Origin of the sequence: Bacteroides sp. LFL-34 (assembly GCF_027257075.1) — a bacterium.
GTDB classification, from domain to species: domain Bacteria; phylum Bacteroidota; class Bacteroidia; order Bacteroidales; family Bacteroidaceae; genus Bacteroides; species Bacteroides ovatus.
Window position 1 is genome coordinate 65,036 of sequence record NZ_JAPQKZ010000023.1, and the last position, 20,300, is coordinate 85,335.

General features: G+C 43.0%; 16 protein-coding genes. 9 read left to right on the plus strand and 7 right to left on the minus strand.

Features of this window, described 5'->3' with window-relative positions; all coding sequences use genetic code 11:
• Positions 1 to 22 precede the first annotated feature (22 nt).
• From N5O98_RS14950 to N5O98_RS14960, 3 genes are all read right to left on the minus strand, one after another.
• The gene (locus tag N5O98_RS14950; protein WP_004300142.1) at positions 23 to 925 is read right to left on the minus strand and encodes a cation diffusion facilitator family transporter; all 903 of its coding nucleotides are present in this window, start codon (positions 923 to 925) and stop codon (positions 23 to 25) included.
• A gap of 80 nt (positions 926 to 1,005) precedes the next feature.
• Complete coding sequence (locus N5O98_RS14955) at positions 1,006 to 1,386, minus strand: thioesterase family protein (protein WP_004303823.1); 381 nt, start codon at positions 1,384 to 1,386, stop codon at positions 1,006 to 1,008.
• Between the two features lie 18 nt (positions 1,387 to 1,404).
• On the minus strand, positions 1,405 to 2,286 hold the full coding sequence (locus N5O98_RS14960; protein WP_004308057.1) for a hypothetical protein: 882 nt from the start codon (positions 2,284 to 2,286) through the stop codon (positions 1,405 to 1,407).
• A gap of 196 nt (positions 2,287 to 2,482) precedes the next feature.
• On the opposite strand from N5O98_RS14960, the gene N5O98_RS14965 reads away from it, so the two are divergent.
• From N5O98_RS14965 to N5O98_RS14995, 7 genes are read left to right on the plus strand one after another with little or no spacing between them, the layout of a single operon-like run.
• Positions 2,483 to 3,373, plus strand: a complete 891-nt coding sequence (locus N5O98_RS14965; protein ID WP_004308058.1) for a calycin-like domain-containing protein — start codon at positions 2,483 to 2,485, stop codon at positions 3,371 to 3,373.
• A 14-nt stretch (positions 3,374 to 3,387) separates the two neighbouring features.
• Positions 3,388 to 4,071, plus strand: a complete 684-nt coding sequence (locus N5O98_RS14970) for an HmuY family protein (protein ID WP_004308059.1) — start codon at positions 3,388 to 3,390, stop codon at positions 4,069 to 4,071.
• Positions 4,068 to 6,215 (plus strand): TonB-dependent receptor, encoded by a 2,148-nt coding sequence (locus tag N5O98_RS14975; RefSeq protein ID WP_004308060.1) that lies wholly within the window; start codon positions 4,068 to 4,070, stop codon positions 6,213 to 6,215. The genes N5O98_RS14970 and N5O98_RS14975 overlap by 4 nt, the downstream gene beginning before the upstream one ends.
• Before the next feature lie 38 nt (positions 6,216 to 6,253).
• Positions 6,254 to 10,648, plus strand: a complete 4,395-nt coding sequence (locus tag N5O98_RS14980; protein ID WP_004308061.1) for a cobaltochelatase subunit CobN — start codon at positions 6,254 to 6,256, stop codon at positions 10,646 to 10,648.
• Between the two features lie 6 nt (positions 10,649 to 10,654).
• A complete protein-coding gene (locus N5O98_RS14985) occupies positions 10,655 to 11,368 on the plus strand; it encodes a hypothetical protein (RefSeq protein ID WP_004325695.1) in 714 nt (237 codons plus the stop codon).
• Between the two features lie 8 nt (positions 11,369 to 11,376).
• Positions 11,377 to 11,985, plus strand: a complete 609-nt coding sequence (locus N5O98_RS14990; protein ID WP_004300150.1) for a MotA/TolQ/ExbB proton channel family protein — start codon at positions 11,377 to 11,379, stop codon at positions 11,983 to 11,985.
• Positions 11,972 to 12,310 carry a DUF2149 domain-containing protein gene (locus N5O98_RS14995; RefSeq protein ID WP_004300151.1) on the plus strand — a complete coding sequence of 113 codons (339 nt, stop codon included), beginning with the start codon at positions 11,972 to 11,974 and terminating at the stop codon, positions 12,308 to 12,310. Before N5O98_RS14990 ends, N5O98_RS14995 begins: the two co-directional genes overlap by 14 nt.
• A 583-nt stretch (positions 12,311 to 12,893) precedes the next feature.
• On the opposite strand, the gene N5O98_RS15000 is transcribed toward N5O98_RS14995, so the two are convergent.
• Positions 12,894 to 13,562: a bifunctional 4-hydroxy-2-oxoglutarate aldolase/2-dehydro-3-deoxy-phosphogluconate aldolase gene (locus N5O98_RS15000; protein WP_004300153.1), complete on the minus strand. Its 669-nt coding sequence runs from the start codon at positions 13,560 to 13,562 to the stop codon at positions 12,894 to 12,896.
• A 54-nt stretch (positions 13,563 to 13,616) separates the two neighbouring features.
• Positions 13,617 to 14,642: a sugar kinase gene (locus N5O98_RS15005; protein WP_004300154.1), complete on the minus strand. Its 1,026-nt coding sequence runs from the start codon at positions 14,640 to 14,642 to the stop codon at positions 13,617 to 13,619.
• Between the two features lie 253 nt (positions 14,643 to 14,895).
• Here N5O98_RS15005 and N5O98_RS15010 point away from each other — a divergent pair, with 253 nt between their 5' ends.
• Positions 14,896 to 15,960, plus strand: coding sequence for a LacI family DNA-binding transcriptional regulator (locus N5O98_RS15010; protein WP_004308063.1), 1,065 nt, complete (start codon positions 14,896 to 14,898; stop codon positions 15,958 to 15,960).
• Positions 15,961 to 15,990: 30 nt separating this feature from the next.
• Positions 15,991 to 17,481 carry a UxaA family hydrolase gene (locus N5O98_RS15015; protein WP_004303833.1) on the plus strand — a complete coding sequence of 497 codons (1,491 nt, stop codon included), beginning with the start codon at positions 15,991 to 15,993 and terminating at the stop codon, positions 17,479 to 17,481.
• 116 nt (positions 17,482 to 17,597) lie between these two features.
• On the opposite strand, the gene N5O98_RS15020 is transcribed toward N5O98_RS15015, so the two are convergent.
• The gene (locus N5O98_RS15020) at positions 17,598 to 19,202 is read right to left on the minus strand and encodes an MFS transporter (protein ID WP_004308064.1); all 1,605 of its coding nucleotides are present in this window, start codon (positions 19,200 to 19,202) and stop codon (positions 17,598 to 17,600) included.
• A complete protein-coding gene (locus N5O98_RS15025) occupies positions 19,199 to 20,269 on the minus strand; it encodes an HlyD family secretion protein (protein WP_022199881.1) in 1,071 nt (356 codons plus the stop codon). Before N5O98_RS15025 ends, N5O98_RS15020 begins: the two co-directional genes overlap by 4 nt.
• Positions 20,270 to 20,300: the final 31 nt, after the last annotated feature.

Genomic DNA, 20,300 nt, shown 5'->3' on the forward strand with positions numbered 1-20,300 from the left:
GGCGCGAAGGTACGGATTTTATTTAATCCTCACAACATTCGTTGCTGCAAGTAGCTCTTTCGTCTTCAAACTCCAAAGTGGCATGATGAATGCCTGCCTCTTCGAGTGCTTCCTTTATATGATGTTTCACTTCCTCCAACTGTGTGATATTATCAATGACAACGTGGGCAGTCAGAGCGGTTTCCGTTGTGCTTAACGCCCAAATATGCAAGTGATGGCAATTCTCCACACCGGGTTGTTCCACGATAAGTTGCTGTATCTTTTGAGCGTCTATCCCCACTGGTACTCCATCCAAAGACAACCGGAGACTGTCATGAAGCAATCCCCAGGTAGAGACAATAATAATAACAGCAATGCCAAGTCCGATAATCGGGTCAATGATGCTCCATCCTGTATACGTAATAATAATACCGGAAGCAACTACACCGACAGATACCAGTGTATCTGCTGCCATGTGCAAGTAGGCCCCCTTCACATTCAGATCCTTATCTTTATCTTTCATGAAAAGCCATGCAGTAAGCGCATTGATGACCACTCCCACCCCAGCTGTCCATGCGATAGCGGAACCATCAACCGAAACCGGATGAAATAATTTGTCTATGCTCTCGGCAATAATAATGCCAACAGCAATCAACAGTATAACTGCATTTAATAAAGAAACAAGTATCGTACTCTTCTTATATCCATACGTGTAACGACTATTAGGGTGAACTTTCTCCAACCGGAAGGCCAACATGGCAAGTACCAGACTGGCTACATCACCCAAATTATGCCCGGCATCGGAAAGTAACCCCAAAGAATTATAATAAAATCCTACTCCGAATTCTACTATGACAAAAGTTATATTCAGAGCGATGCCTATGATAAAAGCTTTATTGAGCGATGTCAACCGATGACTATGTTCGTGGTGATGATGAGGTTCCATATTATATATTGTTATTATATCTAATATACAAAAAACATCTTACCCGGAGATTAGTTCATCCTTTTCCACTTTTGGCAGTATTAACGACTGGTTAGTTTTTCCATAAACTTATTCCGGTCTACCACATAACGTATATGTGTTCCTTCACCAATTTTACCCTGTGAATCAGAGGCTACTACGGAAAATGTTAACTTTCGTCCCTCTACCTCAAGAAGTGTGGCTGTTACAAGAACCGTGTCTCCCAATGCAGTGGGTTTAAGATGTGTAGTCTGAATCATTGCTCCTACCGTTGTATTGCCTTCCGGCAGTTGATCTTCAACAGCAGACAAAGCTGCATTTTCCATGAATGCTACCATAGCGGGAGTAGCAAGAACAGGGAGATCACCCGATCCCATTGCCACTGCCAGATTTTCCGGTTTGACCACTACTTCCTTTATAAATTGCAATCCTTTTTCTAACATAATTTCTGATTCTATATTTTAGTTATGACTATTCTTCTTTTTAGCAGACTGGTAGAACAGAAATGCCAACAGAGCTAAAAAAGCCAAAAGTATCGTAATCATCTCTGTTGTATATGCCATTGGTTCTACCCATATTTCATGAAAGATATTCCAGCGTCCCAATACTTCTACAAAAGTCCAGAACACTACTACCGTAGCAATAGAAAAGCGCATGGCATATCCCCATTGAGTGATTTTCAACAGGCGTTTAAACATAAAAAATGAACCTGCCAGACAGCCGAAAGCAACTATAGCAGTAACAGGGCTATGCTCGCCGACAAAATTCTCATCATAACAGAAGAGTAGCACGAGATAGCTCGTCCACATGATGAGATTTAACTCCATAAAAGTAACAATCGAGGTATGACGTGTCATCGGCCGTACTACAATCGTGGTGGTACTCTTACGGAAAAAGACTTTTTGAAGATAGGTAAAGAAGTCGCATCCGCTTTTTATACTGAAAATGTAAATCAGCATAAACATCACCCAAAAGCCGAAGGAGGAAGGCATGATTAAATATTCCGGTTTTGTCACGACTTCACCGGCAGCGTTCAGCAATGGTTGCACTTCATAACGATGTGCATAATATACGTAGATAAACTCTACCCATCCGGTCCAGAAGAGTAGTCCTCCGAATAATCCCCATAATGTCTGTCGTGTATCTCCTTTTGCAAACACTCCAATAATCACCATCACCAGACCTACTGCTCCCATCGTGAAAGCCGCATAGTGAAGAGCTGTGGATGAGAGCACATGCTCCATAAAAATCATTAATGCATGCCCCAACGGCATAGTAAACAATACAATCAGGAAAGAAGTAATCCCTGTCAATACACTTTTTCTACTGTAGCCGCCTTTCATTTTCTTCTCATTTTAATTTTTTAATCATCAATTTAGTAAAAGACTGCAAAAATAACGAGTTAATCCACTCCTCCCAATACCTACATATAATTAAAGCCTCTCATTTTTTCATTTCTTTTAGGTATTTCCCCCGTATATATATCCCCGTAACTTTGCAGCTGGAAATTTAATTAATCATTATCTATCAAAATTAAGTATGAAAATCTTAAACTTTTGGATGGTTGCCCTTATGGCACTATCTCTTTCTTCTACTTTCGTTTCTTGTAGCGACAACGACGACGATGAACCTAACCTTGCCAAAGAAATAGCAGGAGCTTATAAAGGTTATTCAGTCGGCGCATGCAATATGTTCTCTGATTATTTGTTGGGTGATGAATCCACAGCAACAATCACTGCCAACGAAGATGGTACCATCAATTTGGTATATAAATCCGGATCTGGAGATTTCACTCTGAATAATTTAAAACTTTCTTCTAATAAGTCTTTCAGCGGTTCCGGTGAAGTTGCCATGTCTATGGGCGGCAGCACAGGCGGTAGCTACGACTACACATTAGAAGGTAGTGTAGATGGTTCTAAAGTGTTAAGTTTGAAAGCCAATGTTGATATTCCTGTACCTATGGGAAAAATGGAGATTGATTTCATACAAGGAGAAACTCCTGTTGGTTATTATATAAAAGACACTTATAAATACCAAACTAATTTGAGCCTTAAGGTACAAGGAGGAGAAGTTGGCTCTACTACAGATTGCCAAGTAAAGATTGAAAACCCAACAGGTAGTACCGTAAATGTTACAATCAGCGGGTTTAATAATGCAGGAGGTTCAATGAGTAACTTTGAAAAATTCACTGTTACCAGAGTCAATGTTACTAAAGCAAACAATGGTAGTTACTCGCTCAGTCTGGGTGCCTTTGAAGCAGATACCCAAAAAACTACAGGTGAAGCTCTTGCTATTAACGGCACAAGTCTGAACGGTACAATTAATGCAGACGGAACAGCCACTGTTAGTATCGTTTTCTCACCGGGAAGTATGCCAATGCCAATTACAGCAGAATTTACGGGAAGTAATACTCAAAGTAGCGCACAATAAACGATTAAATAGCAATGAAAAGAAGCAGGAACGCTATTTTCAAATATACTATAGTACTGGGAGCGGCAATGTCGCTCTCTGCTTGTAATGGAATATTTGAAAATATTTATGATGCCCCCATCGAAACGGAGATGGAAATCAAGGAAAATAGCTTTTCACAAGTCAAGACTGTTGAATATACAGAATGGGCCTACATTAACCTCTCGGAACGTACGGTTACTACCGTTAAAATCGGAGAGGAATATGAGAGTCAAATTCCTGACAAGTGGGATTTCGCTATTCATCGTTATGATATAAAAACCAACGAGGGTGCTGCCTACAAAACAACTTACACAAGTATCGACGAGTTTAAAGCAACAGGTAAACTGCCTAAAGCGGAAGATTTTGTAGAAGATGAATGGACAACCGATAAAATAGCCATTGACATGTCGGGCATGATGGACGGAAACATTATCTACACAGAGTCTTACCGTAATGCTGTTCTTTCCAGCTGGCTGGACGTTAATACCGCAACGATGCCTCCGGTATACACCATGTCAAACCAAGTTTTTTTGATACGTTTGAAAGACAATACATACGCAGCGATCCGTTTTACCAACTACATGAATGCCAGAGGTATAAAAGGATATATTGACTTCAATTTCCAGTATCCGCTTGAGTTCGAGGACAACAACAATGAAACCAATCAACAAGAATGAAACCTACATTTATAATATCATTATTGCTTTTTTCATTTATAGCAACTTGCACCACATTAGCACAACACTCAACTTATCACATCAGCGGACGTGTAACTGATACAGAAGGGGAACCTCTCCCCGGTGCAACGATTTCCATCAAAGGTAAAGGAACCGGAGCCGTCACATCCGTCGACGGCACATATACATTACAACTCCCCGGAACCGGTACATACCTCATCACCGCCTCGTATGTAGGCTATCAGCCACAAGAAAAAAGACTGACTGTAGGGAAAGAGAAAAGACTAAGTTTCCGCTTATCGGAAGATCAGTTTGACCTGGGAACAGTGGTTGTCACAGGTACACGTACTCCCAAATTACTGAAAGATGCTCCTATCATCACTCGTGTAATCACAGCAGACGATATTAAGAAGGTAGATGCAACCAACGTAGGACAATTATTACAATCGGAACTGCCGGGCATTGAATTTTCCTATTCAATGGATCAGCAGGTTTCTATCAATATGCAGGGATTCGGAGGAAACTCTGTACTCTTCCTGGTAGATGGCGAACGTCTGGCAGGGGAAACTTTAAACAACGTCGACTACAACCGATTGAACCTCGATAACGTGGAACGGGTAGAAATTGTAAAAGGGGCTGCCTCTACTCTCTATGGTTCCAGTGCAGTAGGTGGCGTAATCAACATCATCACCCGTGATTCCGAGGACCCATGGAATTTAAATGTAAACAGCCGCTTCGGTGAACATAACGACCAACGATATGGCGGAACTTTCAGTTTCAAAGCCGGTAAATTCAACAGCCAGACGAATGTGCAACATACAATGTCCGATTCTTACGACGTACCGGAAGGAGATGTGACAACCATCTTCGGAAACCGCACATGGAATGTGAAGGAACGTCTTGTTTACAGACCGATTGAACAGTTGAAACTGACTGCACGCGGAGGTTATTATTTCCGCGAACGGGATAAGACCGGAGACAGCAAAGACCGTTATCGTGATTTCAGCGGAGGTCTGAAAGCCAACTATGATTTCAACATCATGAGTAATCTGGAAGTTGCCTATACATTCGACCAATATGATAAAAGTGATTATCTGACCTCATACAAATACGATGTCCGCGATTACAGCAATGTGCAACATAGCGTACGCGCACTCTACAATTACACCTTCAACGATAAAAACATTCTGACCGTAGGAGGAGATTATATGCGTGACTATCTATTGTCTTATCAATTTACCAACAATGGAAGTTATACCATGCACTCGGCAGATGCATTCGGACAGTTCGACTGGAACCCGACCGAACATTTCAACGTAATCAGCGGGGTACGTTTCGACTATTTCTCACAATCTAACGTACGTCATATATCTCCGCACATCGGACTGATGTACAAAATAGCCAACTGCTCCCTCCGTGGCTCATACTCACAGGGATTCCGCTCTCCTACCCTCAAAGAAATGTATATGAACTTCGACATGGCAAATGCCATGATGATTTATGGTAATCCCGACCTGAAATCGGAGACGAGCCACAACTTCTCGCTCTCGGCGGAATATACCAAGAACCGTTACAATTTTACCGTTTCAGGATATTACAACCTTGTCAATGACCGGATCGACCTGACTTCATTCCGCGACACTGACGGAAGATGGGCACAGCTATATATCAATACAGAGAAAGTAGACATCGCCGGTGTGGATATCAACGCCTCCGCCAAATATCCTTGTGGTCTGGGAATACGTGTTTCTTACGGATACCTCCACGAGTTTATGCGCGACGGACAAATGAAATTCTCCAGTACCCGCCCACATTCAGCGACCGCACGTATCGAATACGGCAAATCATGGGATAATTATCAATTCAATCTTTCCCTGAACGGACGTGCGTTATCCAAAGTAGAAACCAATAAATATGTGGGCAATAATCCGGATGAAGGGACTACCGGAGTGACTTATCCGGGATATACGATGTGGAACCTGACGTTGACACAAGGGATCTGGAAAGGAGTCAGCCTGAATATGGCCGTCAACAACATATTTAATTATGTTCCAAGCTATTATGATGCAAACTCTCCTTATACCCGGGGAACCAACTTCTCCATCGGACTTGCATTAGACGTAGACAGGTTCTTCAGAAAATAGAAAAGATAAAACTACATACAAAGCTAAAAATAAGAGAAATGAAAAAGAAAAGTAAAATCATCTTAGGTGTATGCACCGTTGCTGCAGCTCTGATAGGGATGTCCGTATGGAATATCTGGTTCAGTCCTACAAAGATTGCTTTCATCAACTTCCAGACCATACAGCAGGGAAGTATATCGAAAGCCAACGACAATTTATCCATCAAACTCAGTGAAGTATCGCTCGACAACCTCGACCGTCTGACCGGTTACGACATGGTATTCATCAACGGAATGGGTCTGCGTATCGTCGAGGAACAACGTCAACAAATACAACAGGCTGCCGACAAAGGTATTCCTGTATATACTTCCATGGCTACCAACCCGGCCAACAACATTTGTAATCTGGACAGCGTACAACAGAATCTGATACGAGGTTATCTGACCAACGGAGGAAAGACCAACTACCGGAATATGCTGAATTATATCCGTAAAGCTATTGACGGTAAAATCTCTTCCATACCGGAAGTGGAAGACCCGGCAGAAAGACCCAGCGACATGCTCTATCACGCCGGACTCACCAACCCGGATGATGAACTGGAGTTCCTCACCGTGGCAAATTATGAGAAATTCATGAAGGACAACCGTCTTTATAAAGAAGGAGCACGTAAAATCATGATAACCGGACAAATGGCTGATGCCACCGGACTTATTGAGGCTCTTGAAAAAGAAGGTTACAATGTTTATCCGGTTCAGTCAATGACGAAATTCATGTCATTTATTGACGAAGTGCAGCCAGACGCAATCATCAACATGGCACACGGACGCATGGGAGACAAAATGGTGGATTATCTGAAAGCTAAGAATATCCTCTTGTTTGCTCCGCTCACCATCAACAGCCTGGTAGACGAATGGGAGAAAGATCCGATGGGAATGGCAGGAGGATTTATGTCACAAAGTATCGTGACTCCGGAAATCGACGGTGCCATCCGTCCTTTCGCTCTCTTTGCACAATATGAGGATGAAGAAGGATTGCGCCATTCGTATGCAGTACCCGAACGCTTGAAGACTTTCGTATCCACAATCAATAATTATTTGAATCTGAATACTAAGCCGAACAGCGAGAAGAAGGTAGCTATCTACTATTATAAAGGTCCGGGGCAAAATGCATTGACCGCTGCCGGTATGGAGGTGGTTCCTTCCCTATACAATCTTCTGGTCCGCATGAAACAGGAAGGATACAACATATCCGGTCTGCCTGCAAATGCTGAAAAACTGGGTAAAATGATACAGGCTCAAGGCGCTGTGTTCAACTCTTACGCAGAGGGAGCCTTTAATGACTTTATGCAAAAAGGACATCCCGAACTTATCACCAAAGATCAATATGAAAGTTGGGTGAAAGAGTCACTCCGCCCTGAAAAATATCAGGAAGTGGTGGATGCTTTCGGCGAATTCCCCGGCAACTATATGGCGACTAACGACGGTAAATTGGGTATTGCCCGTCTGCAATTCGGGAATGTAGTCTTAATGCCACAAAATGCTGCCGGAAGCGGGGACAACTCCTTCCAAGTGATTCATGGCACTAATATGGCTCCTCCTCATACTTATATTGCTTCCTATCTATGGATGCAACATGGTTTCAAGGCTGACGCACTGATCCATTTCGGTACACATGGAAGTCTTGAATTTACTCCCAGAAAACAAGTGGCATTGTGCAGCAACGACTGGCCGGATCGCCTGGTTGGAGCAGTTCCGCACTTCTATATCTACTCTATTGGTAATGTTGGTGAAGGAATGATGGCTAAACGCCGTTCGTATGCCACCATACAGTCGTACCTCACTCCTCCTTTCCTTGAAAGCAGTGTGCGTGGTATTTATCGGGAGCTGATGGAAAAAATCAAGATTTACAATAACTCTCACAAAGAGAATAAAGATCAGGAATCATTAGCTGTCAAAACGCTGACTGTGAAAATGGGAATTCACCGTGATTTAGGTTTGGACAGCATTGCCAACAAACCATATACGGAAGATGAAATCGCCCGTGTAGAAAACTTCGCAGAAGAACTGGCTACCGAGAAAATCACCGGACAACTCTACACAATGGGAGTTCCTTATGAAGCGGAACGGATCACTTCTTCCGTCTATGCAATGGCTACAGAACCTATCGCATACAGCCTGCTGGCTCTTGACAAGCAACGTGGTAAAGCGACAGATGCCGTTAGCAAGCACCGCAGCCTCTTTACACAACAGTACTTGACTCCTGCTCGCCATCTGGTAGAAAAGTTGCTCGCTAATCCTGCACTGGCCACAGATGAACTAATTTGTCGTACAGCCGGTATCACCGCACAGGAACTAGCCAAGGCTCGTCAAATAGAGGCAGACCGCAATGCTCCGAAAGGTATGATGGCAATGATGATGGCTGCATCGGCAAAGAGTGAACAATCCGACGAAAAGAAAGCAGGTAAAGGACATCCGGCATCTGTCTCCAAAGAGGGTTCTCCTCATGGTCAAATGCCCGAAAGCATGAAAGAGGCCATGAAGAAAATGGGCGCCAACATGGATCCTGAAAAAGCAATGGAAATGGCTAAGTCTATGGGAGCAAGTCCGGAAGCATTGAAGAAAATGGAAGCCGGAATGAAAGCTAATAAAGAAAAAGCTGCCGGATCTTCTGACAAACAGGGAAACAGTGGAAAGCAAGAAAAGCCTCAAGGTATGGCTGCCATGATGGCCGCTATGGGAAAAGCTCCGAAAGAATACAGTAAAGAAGAAATCGAACTGGCACTTGCCATCGCTGAAGTAGAGCGTACAATCAAGAATGTAGGCAACTACAAGAACGCACTTCTGACAAGTCCCGAAGAAGAGTTAAGCAGTCTGATGAATGCATTGAAAGGTGGATACACCGCTCCTACTCCCGGAGGTGATCCGATTGCTAATCCGAATGCTTTACCAACCGGACGTAATATGTATGCTATCAATGCCGAAGCAACTCCTACAGAATCCGCTTGGGAAAAAGGTATCGCTTTAGCCAAACAAACGATTGATACTTACAAGCAACGTCACAATGATTCAATCCCACGTAAAGTGAGTTATACTCTCTGGTCTTCCGAATTTATAGAAACCGGTGGGGCTACTATTGCTCAAGTACTGTATATGCTGGGAGTAGAACCTGTTCGTGACGCATTCGGTCGTGTCAGTGATCTAAAACTGATTCCTTCAGCCGAACTGGGACGTCCACGTATCGACGTAGTAGTTCAGACTTCCGGACAACTCCGTGATATCGCCGCTTCCCGCCTCTTCCTGATTAACCGTGCAGTAGAAATGGCTGCGGCAGCGAAAGACGACAAGTTTGAAAATCAGGTAGCTGCCAGTGTGGTAGAAGCTGAAAGAGTGTTGACCGAAAAAGGTGTCAGTCCGAAAGATGCCCGCGAAATGGCTTCTTTCCGAGTATTCGGAGGTGCTAATGGCATGTATGGTACAGGAATTCAAGGAATGGTGGAATCCGGCGACCGCTGGGAAAGTGAATCGGAAATTGCAGATACTTACCTCAACAATATGGGAGCCTTCTACGGTGACGAAAAACACTGGGAAGTCTTTCAGAAATTTGCCTTTGAAGCAGCATTGAACAGTACTGATGTTGTCGTTCAGCCCCGCCAAAGTAACACTTGGGGAGCATTGAGCCTCGACCACGTATATGAATTCATGGGAGGTATGAATCTTGCCGTACGCAATGTTACCGGTAAAGACCCGGACGCTTATCTTAGCGACTACCGGAACCGCAACAACATGAAAATGCAGGAACTTAAAGAAGCAGTCGGTGTAGAAAGCCGTACAACGATTCTGAATCCTACCTATATCAAAGAGAAAATGAAAGGCGGTGCTTCTGCAGCAAGCGAAGTTGCCCAGACTGTAACCAATACGTATGGCTGGAACGTGATGAAACCTGCCGCTATCGACAAGGAACTTTGGGATAATATATATGATGTATATGTCAAAGACGAATACAAACTGAATGTAAAAGACTTCTTTGAAAAACAGAATCCCGCAGCTTTACAGGAAGTGACTGCCGTTATGATGGAAACTGCCCGCAAAGGATATTGGAAAGCTTCTCCGGAACAACTCTCCAATATTGCCAAACTGCATACAGACCTTGTCAGACAATTCGGTCCTTCGGGCAGCGGATTTACCGGAGACAATGCCAAATTACAGCAGTTCATCGCCTCTCAAGTAGATGCGCAAACCGCAGCCAACTACAACAAGGAACTGAAACAAATGAAACAAGCCACCCTGGACGGAGAAGCGACCAAAGGAGGCATGGTATTGAAGAAACAATCGAGCGATGCCGTACAAGGGGCACAGGAAGAACAAAATTCTTTGAATGGAGGCCTTATCGCAGGTATTGTTCTGGTAGCATTTGTTGTCATGTTGCTAATACTTAAAAAGAAACGGAAAAAGTAATGTAATATGGAGTTAATTATTCACATATTAATGCTGTTTATCGTGATTAACTGCAGTTTCAAACTCAGTTTCTGGAAACTTTGGCAAACCGTAATATACAGCCTGATAGCCGGTCTTTTTGTAGCCGGCACCTGGCAGTATGCTATTCTCCAGTCAAAGACACAGATTGCTGATTATCTGCAGAACACGGAAGCATTGCAAAACATGGCTATTATCATAACGCTTGAGTCAGCACTCTGCTTCGGCTATTGCGTGGCTTTCCTGCGCGGACTTTATGGTAAGAAGAATTTATGGTGGGCGGAATTACTTCGCTGGTATCCCAGCTTGTTGCTCTTCCCCGTATTATTCTACTATCTCACAGAAGCTATCTTCCGGTTACCTGGCGTAGACTTTTCAGTGACAGCCTGGTCATTTGCAGGGATAGTGGTTATCGCCATCCCATTATTAAGCCGGCTGATGAAGTATCTTGTACCCGAAGACGATCTCCGGTTGGAAGTTCATTTCCTTGTCAGCTTATTCATCTGTATCCTCGGACTACTGACCACTGTCAATGGGAAAACGACCTATGCCGCCACCGAAGAGGCGCTCAACTGGAAAGCGATTATCTTGTCCATCGGTCTGTTCGTTATCCTGTTTCTCATTGGATTTGCCTGGAACAAGCTGAAATGGCCTTTATTACAACGTAAAGAATTAAAAAAAAGAAGTAAAATCAATCAATAAAATATTATATGGAACTCATCTCTAAACTTTTATTCTGGGTAGCGAACAGTTTACTTATACCCGATATCATTATTTTGCTGTGCCTGTTCGTTCGTTCACTTATTTTGATCGGAGGCACCTACAACATGTACATGACCAAACGTAAAAATGACAAAGCACTGGACCAACTCATTAAAGATGCACGGATAGACGATCTGAAAGCAGCTTTACCCGACAAAGACAATTCACTATATATGGGTTATCTCCGCGATCTGCTCTACCATCCGGCCAGTGCAGATTACTCTGACTTCCTGATAACAAAATTCGAGAATGAAGCAGAGAAAGATGTGTCTCTTTCTAAAATGCTGGCTAAGATAGGTCCGGTTCTCGGATTGATAGGAACATTGATTTCCATGAGTCCGGCACTTGTGGGACTTTCTACAGGAGATATCTCCGGAATGGCATATAATATGCAGGTAGTATTTGCAACGACTGTTGTAGGTTTGGTTATTAGTGCTGTGGGACTGATATCCATGCAGTTCAAACAACGTTGGTATGCCAAAGATGTCAACAACCTCGATTATGTATCAAGAGTATTAAACGAAACAACCGGAGAGTCCAATAATGAAAAGAAATAGAAGAGTCAGCAAATTCCTCAAAGAAGAGGATACCGACCCGCTAAGTGTAGTAGTAAACTTGTTCGACGTAGCGATGGTATTTGCCGTGGCATTGATGGTAGCAATGGTGATGCACATGAATATGACGGAAGTTTTCGGACAGGAAGATTTCACCATCGTGAAGAATCCTGGTAAAGAAAATATGGAAATCATCTCCAAGGAAGGAAAGAAAATCAACACTTACAAGCCTTCCGGTCAGAAAGAGGAGGATTCAGGGAAAAGAGGAAGAAAAGTAGGGATAGCCTACGAACTGGATAACGGTGAGATTATTTATGTTCCGGAATAACCATTAAAAGTATATTTCCTACCAATAATCAATAGTATCGGGCAGGACAATCCTATTCAGGCATTGTCTGCCCTTTATTTCTTTCATTTTACATTGATAACTATCAGAACAAAACATGGTTTCTTCTTTATCAAAACCCGACAAAAGACACACACATTATCGCAGAAATCTACTAATCATCTGCCTGTTATTAGGTATCGTTCTCATTACTTTCTGCTTTTTGCTTTGCCAGCACGACAGTCAGGATATGGACTGCGATTGCTTAAGATGCCTGTTAAGTGCTCCTCCCCAGGAGGGAGAGTATCTCTACAACCGTTATCTGCTCCTCATCAGTGTTCTCTGCTTCTTGTTAATATTCCTGCCCATTTATATATTCGAACATCGACAACATATAAAAAGGAAATAAAAAAACAAGCCACCGAAATGAGTCACTCATTCCGATGGCCTATCCCCTTTAAACACCTTTAAACAAAATGAAAATATGCCTCATATACTAACTAAACTAACTAACCCTCGAGGCATATTTTAAAAGAGACTGTCGCATCAACCTCTTTTTATTATAGATAGCTTTCGCTCTCTAATCTTATTTACGAGCTTCAGCAATATAGCCGAGAGCTTCTTCACATTTTGCAGTTACATAAGCCCAGTCTTCTGCTGCTACCTTATCTTTCGGGAACAGTTTAGAGCCCATACCTACGCAGAATACACCGGCTTTAATCCATGCAGTCAGGTTTTCCTTAGTAGGTTCTACCCCACCTGTTACCATCAGCTTAGACCATGGCATCGGAGCCATCAAACCTTTCACGAAGTTAGTTCCGTAAACATCACCCGGGAATACTTTGCAAAGATCGCAACCTACTTCCTGCGCAAAACCAACTTCTGACACAGAACCACATCCCGGAGTATAAGCTACCGAGCGACGGTTACATACCTTAGCAATTTCAGGGTTGAACAACGGACCTACCACGAAGTTAGCACCCAGTTGCAGGTACATAGCAGCAGTAGCCGGATCAACGATAGAACCGATACCGATTGCCATTTCAGGGCATTCTTTTGCTGCGAATTTAACGATTTCAGCAAATACTTCCTGTGCAAAGTCACCACGGTTTGTGAATTCGAAAGCACGAACACCACCGTCATAACAAGCCTTTACTACTTTCTTTGCAACTTCTGCATCTTTGTGATAGAATACAGGAACCATTCCTGTAGAGCCGATCTTATTCAATACGGCTATTTTATCGAATTTTGCCATCTTATTATTTACTATTTAAATGAATTGATTTTCTTTACTTTTCAACTCTCCAAATTATCTCTGTACGCGACCGCTTGCGTCACCACCAGCCAATGCTTCTACTTCTTCTACAGAAACAAGGTTGAAGTCACCATTGATAGTATGTTTCAATGCAGATGCAGCAACAGCGAATTCAAGAGCAGCACCCTGATTAGGTTTAGTCATCAAACCATGGATAATACCGCCGGAGAAAGAGTCACCACCACCTACACGGTCGATAATCGGATCGATATCATAACGCTTTGAAGTATAGAATTCTTCTCCGTTGTAGATCATCGCTTTCCAACCGTTGTGAGTAGCAGAGAAAGATTCGCGCAAAGTAGAAACTACATATTTGAATCCGAATTCTTTCATCATCTGCTGAAAGATACCTTTGTAACCTTCAGCATCTGTGTGACCAGCCTCAACGTCAGCATCCGGCTTGAAGCCCAAACAAAGTTCTGCATCTTCTTCGTTACCGATACATACGTCTACAAACTGCATCAACGGTTTCATGATAGACTGTGCTTTTTCTTTAGTCCACAGTTTCTTACGGAAGTTCAAGTCAACAGAAACAGTTACACCGTGACGTTTTGCAGCTTCACAAGCCAGACGAGTCAACTCGGCAGCCTTGTCAGAGATAGCCGGAGTGATACCAGACCAGTGGAACCAGTCAGCACCTTCCATGATTGCATCAAAATCGAAATCAGCAGCGTCAGCTTCAGCAATAGCAGAGTGAGCACGGTCATAAATAACCTTGCTAGGACGCATAGAAGCACCAGTTTCCAAGTAGTAGATACCTACACGGTCGCCACCACGAGCAATAAAGTCTGTCTTAACACCATATTTACGCAATGCGTTAACAGCAGACTGTCCAATTTCATGTTTCGGCAATTTAGTTACGAAATAGGCCTCATGTCCGTAGTTGGCACAGCTTACTGCAACGTTAGCTTCTCCACCACCATATACTACATCAAAAGAATCAGATTGAACAAAACGAGTATTACCCGGAGTTGATAATCTAAGCATGATTTCGCCTAATGTAACGACTTTCTTTCCCATAATCTTATGTTTCAATTTCTAAGTTATTAATATTATGAACTTTCAATTTATCATTCCAGCCCCACTTCAAGGGTTAACACATTGATTATATGAACATTAATCTATAACACAACTAATATTACATACCTTTCGTGTGCGGGCACAAAGATACAACAATTTTCGTAATTACAAAAATTGTTATATATTTGTATCGAAAATATTAAGATTATTATTGTGTGCGAGCACAAAAACCTATATAAATAAAGGTTATCGTATGAATAAATTGCCCGAAAGGATCAGAATCAAAGACATCGCCCGTCTAGCAGATGTATCAGTGGGAACAGTAGACCGCGTTATTCACGGACGTAGCGGAGTGTCGGAAGCCAGTAAGAAACGCGTAGAAGAAATTCTGAAGCAGCTTGACTACCAGCCCAATATGTACGCCAGCGCTCTGGCTTCCAACAAGAAGTATACGTTTATCTGCCTTTTGCCGGAGCATCTGGAAGGCGAATACTGGACGGCTGTAGAAATCGGTATTCATGAAGCTATCGCGACCTATTCGGATTTCAATACTTCGGTGAAAATCAACTATTACGATCCATACGATTATCATTCATTCGTCAACGCCAGTGAAGCCATCCTGGCCCTGCAGCCGGACGGAGTGATGGTAGCTCCTACCGCTCCGCAATATACGAAAGGATTCACCGATCAGTTGCAGGCACTGGATATACCTTATATATATATAGACTCCAATATTAAAGAGGTTCCTCCCCTTGCCTTCTTTGGTCAGAACTCACGTCAAAGCGGATATTTCGCTGCTCGAATGATGATGTTACTGGCACGGGAGGAAAAGGAAATTGTGATTTTCCGCAAAATACATGAAGGAATTGTAGGATCTAATCAGCAGGAGAACAGAGAAATCGGTTTTAGGCAGTACATGAAAGAACATCATCCGTCTTGTACTATACTGGAACTTGACTTGCATGCCGAACGCAACGACGAAGATAACGAGATGCTGGACGAATTCTTCCGCACTTATCCGATGGTTAAGAACGGAATCACTTTCAACTCTAAAGCCTACATCGTTGGCGAGTACCTGCAAAGCCGTGGAAAGAAAGACTTCAATCTGATAGGCTATGACCTTCTGGAACGGAATGTCACCTGCCTGAAAGAAGGAAGTATCTCCTTCCTCATCGCCCAGCAGCCGGAACTGCAAGGAGCCAATGGCATCAAAGCTCTATGCGATCATCTTATTTTCAAGAAAGAAGTGACTCGTATCAACTATATGCCCATTGATCTGTTAACAGTAGAGACAATAGACTATTACCATAGCAAATAACAACAAAGTACAACTTTACAAGTACATTACATGGAAACAAAGTATTTAAGAATTAATCCTGCCGACAACGTCGCCGTTGCCATTGTTAACCTCCCGGCAGGAGAGCATCTTTCTGTAGATGGCATTGAAATTACATTGAACGAAGACATTCCTGCCGGACATAAATTCGCATTGAAGAATTTTGCTGAAGGCGAAAATGTAATCAAGTACGGTTATCCTATCGGACATGCACGAATGGCTAAGAAACAGGGTGACTGGATGAACGAAACGAACATCAAAACCAACCTCGCCGGATTGTTGGATTACACTTACAACCCGATTCAGGTTTCTTTGGATATTCCTCATAAAGATCTTACATTCAAAGGTTATCGTCGCAAAAACGGTGATGTAGGGGTAAGAAACGAAATATGGATTATCCCGACGGTAGGTTGCGTAAACGGTATCATCGGTCAACTGGCTGAAGGACTGCGTCGCGAAACCGAAGGCAAGGGAGTGGATGCCATTGTTGCTTTCCCACACAACTACGGTTGCTCGCAACTTGGTGACGACCACGAAAATACAAAAAAGATTCTTCGTGACATGGTGCTTCATCCCAATGCAGGTGCTGTATTGGTAGTAGGCTTAGGATGTGAGAATAACCAGCCGGATGTATTCCGTGAGTTCCTGGGCGAGTTTGATGAAGACCGTGTGAAGTTCATGGTTACTCAAAAGGTAGGTGACGAATACGAAGAAGGAATGGAAATCCTCCGCGATTTGTATGCAAAGGCTTCTAAAGATGAACGTACCGATGTTCCTTTGTCCGAACTGCGTGTGGGATTGAAATGCGGTGGTTCCGATGGTTTCTCCGGCATTACGGCAAACCCGCTATTGGGTATGTTCTCCGATTTCCTGATTGCACAGGGAGGTACAAGCGTATTGACTGAAGTTCCGGAAATGTTCGGTGCAGAAACAATCCTGATGAACCGTTGTAAAAACGAAGAGCTGTTTGAACAGACTGTCCATCTGATTAATGACTTCAAAGAATACTTCCTGTCACATGGAGAGCCTGTAGGTGAAAATCCTTCTCCGGGCAACAAAGCCGGTGGTATCTCTACTCTGGAAGAAAAAGCACTGGGATGTACCCAGAAATGTGGAAAGAGTTATGTATCCGGCGTAATGCCTTACGGCGAACGTTTACAGAAAAAAGGACTCAACCTGCTTTCTGCTCCGGGCAATGACCTGGTTGCAGCCACTACTCTGGCTGCGAGCGGATGTCACATGGTGCTTTTCACCACCGGACGCGGTACTCCTTTCGGCACTTTTGTTCCGACCATGAAGATTTCCACCAATTCAACCCTGGCTAAAAACAAACCGGGATGGATTGACTTCAACGCCGGTGTGATCGTAGAAAACGAACCGATGGAAAAGACTTGTGAACGCTTCATTGATTATATCATCAAAGTGGCAAGCGGTGAATTCGTAAACAACGAAAAGAAAGGCTATCGCGAAATTGCTATCTTTAAAACAGGGGTAACCTTGTAAACAAGTCGCTATCTGATACAACAAATATATCGAAGATAAAAGATACATTGTTAAAACAATAGAGTTGCTATCCCGTTCAACTTATCATTGAGTGAAGGATAGCAACTCTTTTTTTGTTATACCATATCATCGCCTGTTTTCTTAAACGTAACGCGGATTGTTTTATGGAAAGGAATAAAACGAGAAATCACAGCTATGACAACAGATATAACCAACAAATAACCCAGAATCTCTTTCAGTGCCAGCAACAGGCTTTGTTGTTGTAACATATTATATAAGGAGTTGGTTGCCAACTGCGCAGCCTCATCATACGGATGTCCCTGTGTCATCGCATTGTTCAGCGACTGGCTATAGCGTGCTGACGACAATGGATCAGTAGCAGTTATAGTCTCCGACAAAGAATACATATATTTTTGTTGCAGTCGATACAGTACATTACTATAAAAAGAAGTCGCCATGATAGGTGCCAGCACGGAACGGAAAATAATCAGGAAGAAAGCATTCGACAATAAGTATTTCGGATTCAAGTCTTCCACGGCAAACAGGGCAAAAGCAATAATCAAAGTCAACATACCCAAACCACGAAAGAAGATAGGCAGGTAGAGCATCTCATATGTACTATCCGGAGAAATGCCAAAATACAAAATGGCAAAGAAAATCACAAAGCAACTCATTCCTCCCGCTATCAGAAAACGGAAACGCCACCGTTGCCAGCGAAACCACCAAAAACAAATAAAGGCGCCGACTACATATCCCGGAAGCAAATAAATATAAAGAGAATAGGTATGCGTAGTATCTACTTTCAGAATAACAGTCAGATAGTTAGTCAGCAAAGTGGTTGATGTACTGAAAAACATCACGAGCATCATATAAAAATAGCCCACAATTGCTTTGGGTTGGAACAAAGGAGCCAGACTTACATAAGGATTCTCCAAACGGCTCTGATACCAGATGAACAGCGCAATCAGCATAGGTGCTATTACAATATAAATACATATCTTACCGGAAGCCATCCAATCGAGCACTTTGCCATAATTGATAACGTACATCAACATCAGCAACCCGGCCGAAATAACAAACATCTCACGGATATGCAGATCAGACCATGCGACAGCTTTTATGGGACGATTATGCCGGAAACAGATGATAACAAACAGAATGGAAATCAAGATCAATACCATCATAAAGTAGTACATATACTTCCAGTTATAATGATACGCCAGTAAAGCCGTTACCAGCATCGAAGCTTGTCCCCCACCGTAAACCAACGGATAAAAATAAGAATAGAACTCGCTACGCACATTCTTCGGACTGAAAATCTTCTGGGCATAACGAATAAACCACAACATAAGAAACCCTTTCAAGAAACCGACAGCAAAACTACAGACAATCAAAATATCTGCGTTTTGCGTACGTGCACAAACCCAACTCAAGAAGAATTGCAGTACTAAATCAATCAATAACAGAGATTTCACGGAAAAGGCTGCCAACACCTTAGGAATAATCGGGTATGCGATAGCCATACCTGCCGAAGCAGCGTAATACCCCATCGTAATATCTTCCGAATTAGTACCCAGCGTGTTCGACACTTCCAGCATACTGCCTGTATACGAGCCATTGAGCATAGTGACCGGAAGAATCACGATGAAAATGCTGATAAGTCCAAGCCAATCGGGCACCCATTGACGAACAGGTGCCTCCAATTCCTTCATGGTAATCATTTGCGTAAAGCTTCTGTTTCCACCATCATCCCGGCTCTCAACTGTGCCATTTCTTCCGGAGAAACATCTTCCAAGTCGATACGCACAGGGATTCGCTGCTGCACCTTTACAAAATTGCCGGCAGAATTATCTGTAGGAACCAAGGAATATTTAGACCCGGTTGCCTCGGAAATTGCAGTGACTTCCCCGTGAAAAATCTTTCCGGGCACTGCGTCTACTTTAATACGCACCTGCTGGCCAATATAGATATTAGCAATCTGCGTTTCTTTATAATTAGCGGTAATCCACTTGTCCTTGTTACGCACCAAATAAGAAATAGTCTGTCCGGTCTGCACATATTGACCGGGTTCAAGCGTACGCCTACCCATATATCCATCATAAGGAGCAGTGAGAACCGTATAAGACAGATTCAGCTTAGCCAAATCCAGGTCTGCTTCTTTACGCAAAATGGCAGCCTCCGTACCGGTTGTTTTCTTACTTGTCTCCGCATATTGTGATAATGCCGCCTGTTTCTGTGCAACTAATGCCTGATAACGTGCCTTTGCTGCCTCATAAGCAGCTTTCGCTTGCTCATACTGCTGTTCCGGAACAGATTCTTCTTTCAACAAACGTTCAAAACGATGATAATCCTGTTCCAATTGCCAAAGTTTCGCTTTCGCTTCAGCGATGTTGGCATCCTGTACGGCAATATTCGTATGGGAAGTTTCAATACCCGAATGAAGAACATCCTGCGAGCCATGTGCATCCAACAATGCAGCTTCCGCTTCCTTTACCTTAATCTGATATTCACGATTGTCAAGCACCAGCAGAGTATCTCCCTGATGGACATATTGATGTTCCTTAAAACGAACCTCCTTGATATAGCCCGAAGCCCGGCCATTCAAAGGAGCCACATATTGATCTACAAAAGCATCATTCGTCACTTCGTAATTAACGTAACGCCAAAAGTAAGTAGCAGTCCACCAAAGTCCGGAGACTGCCAAACAGATACATACCAAATTTAAAACGATATTACGAACTCTTACTTTCTTTAGTTTCTGCTGTTTCTCTTTCAATTCATTTGCCATAACAATTCCCCCATAAATCATAATTCTAAAA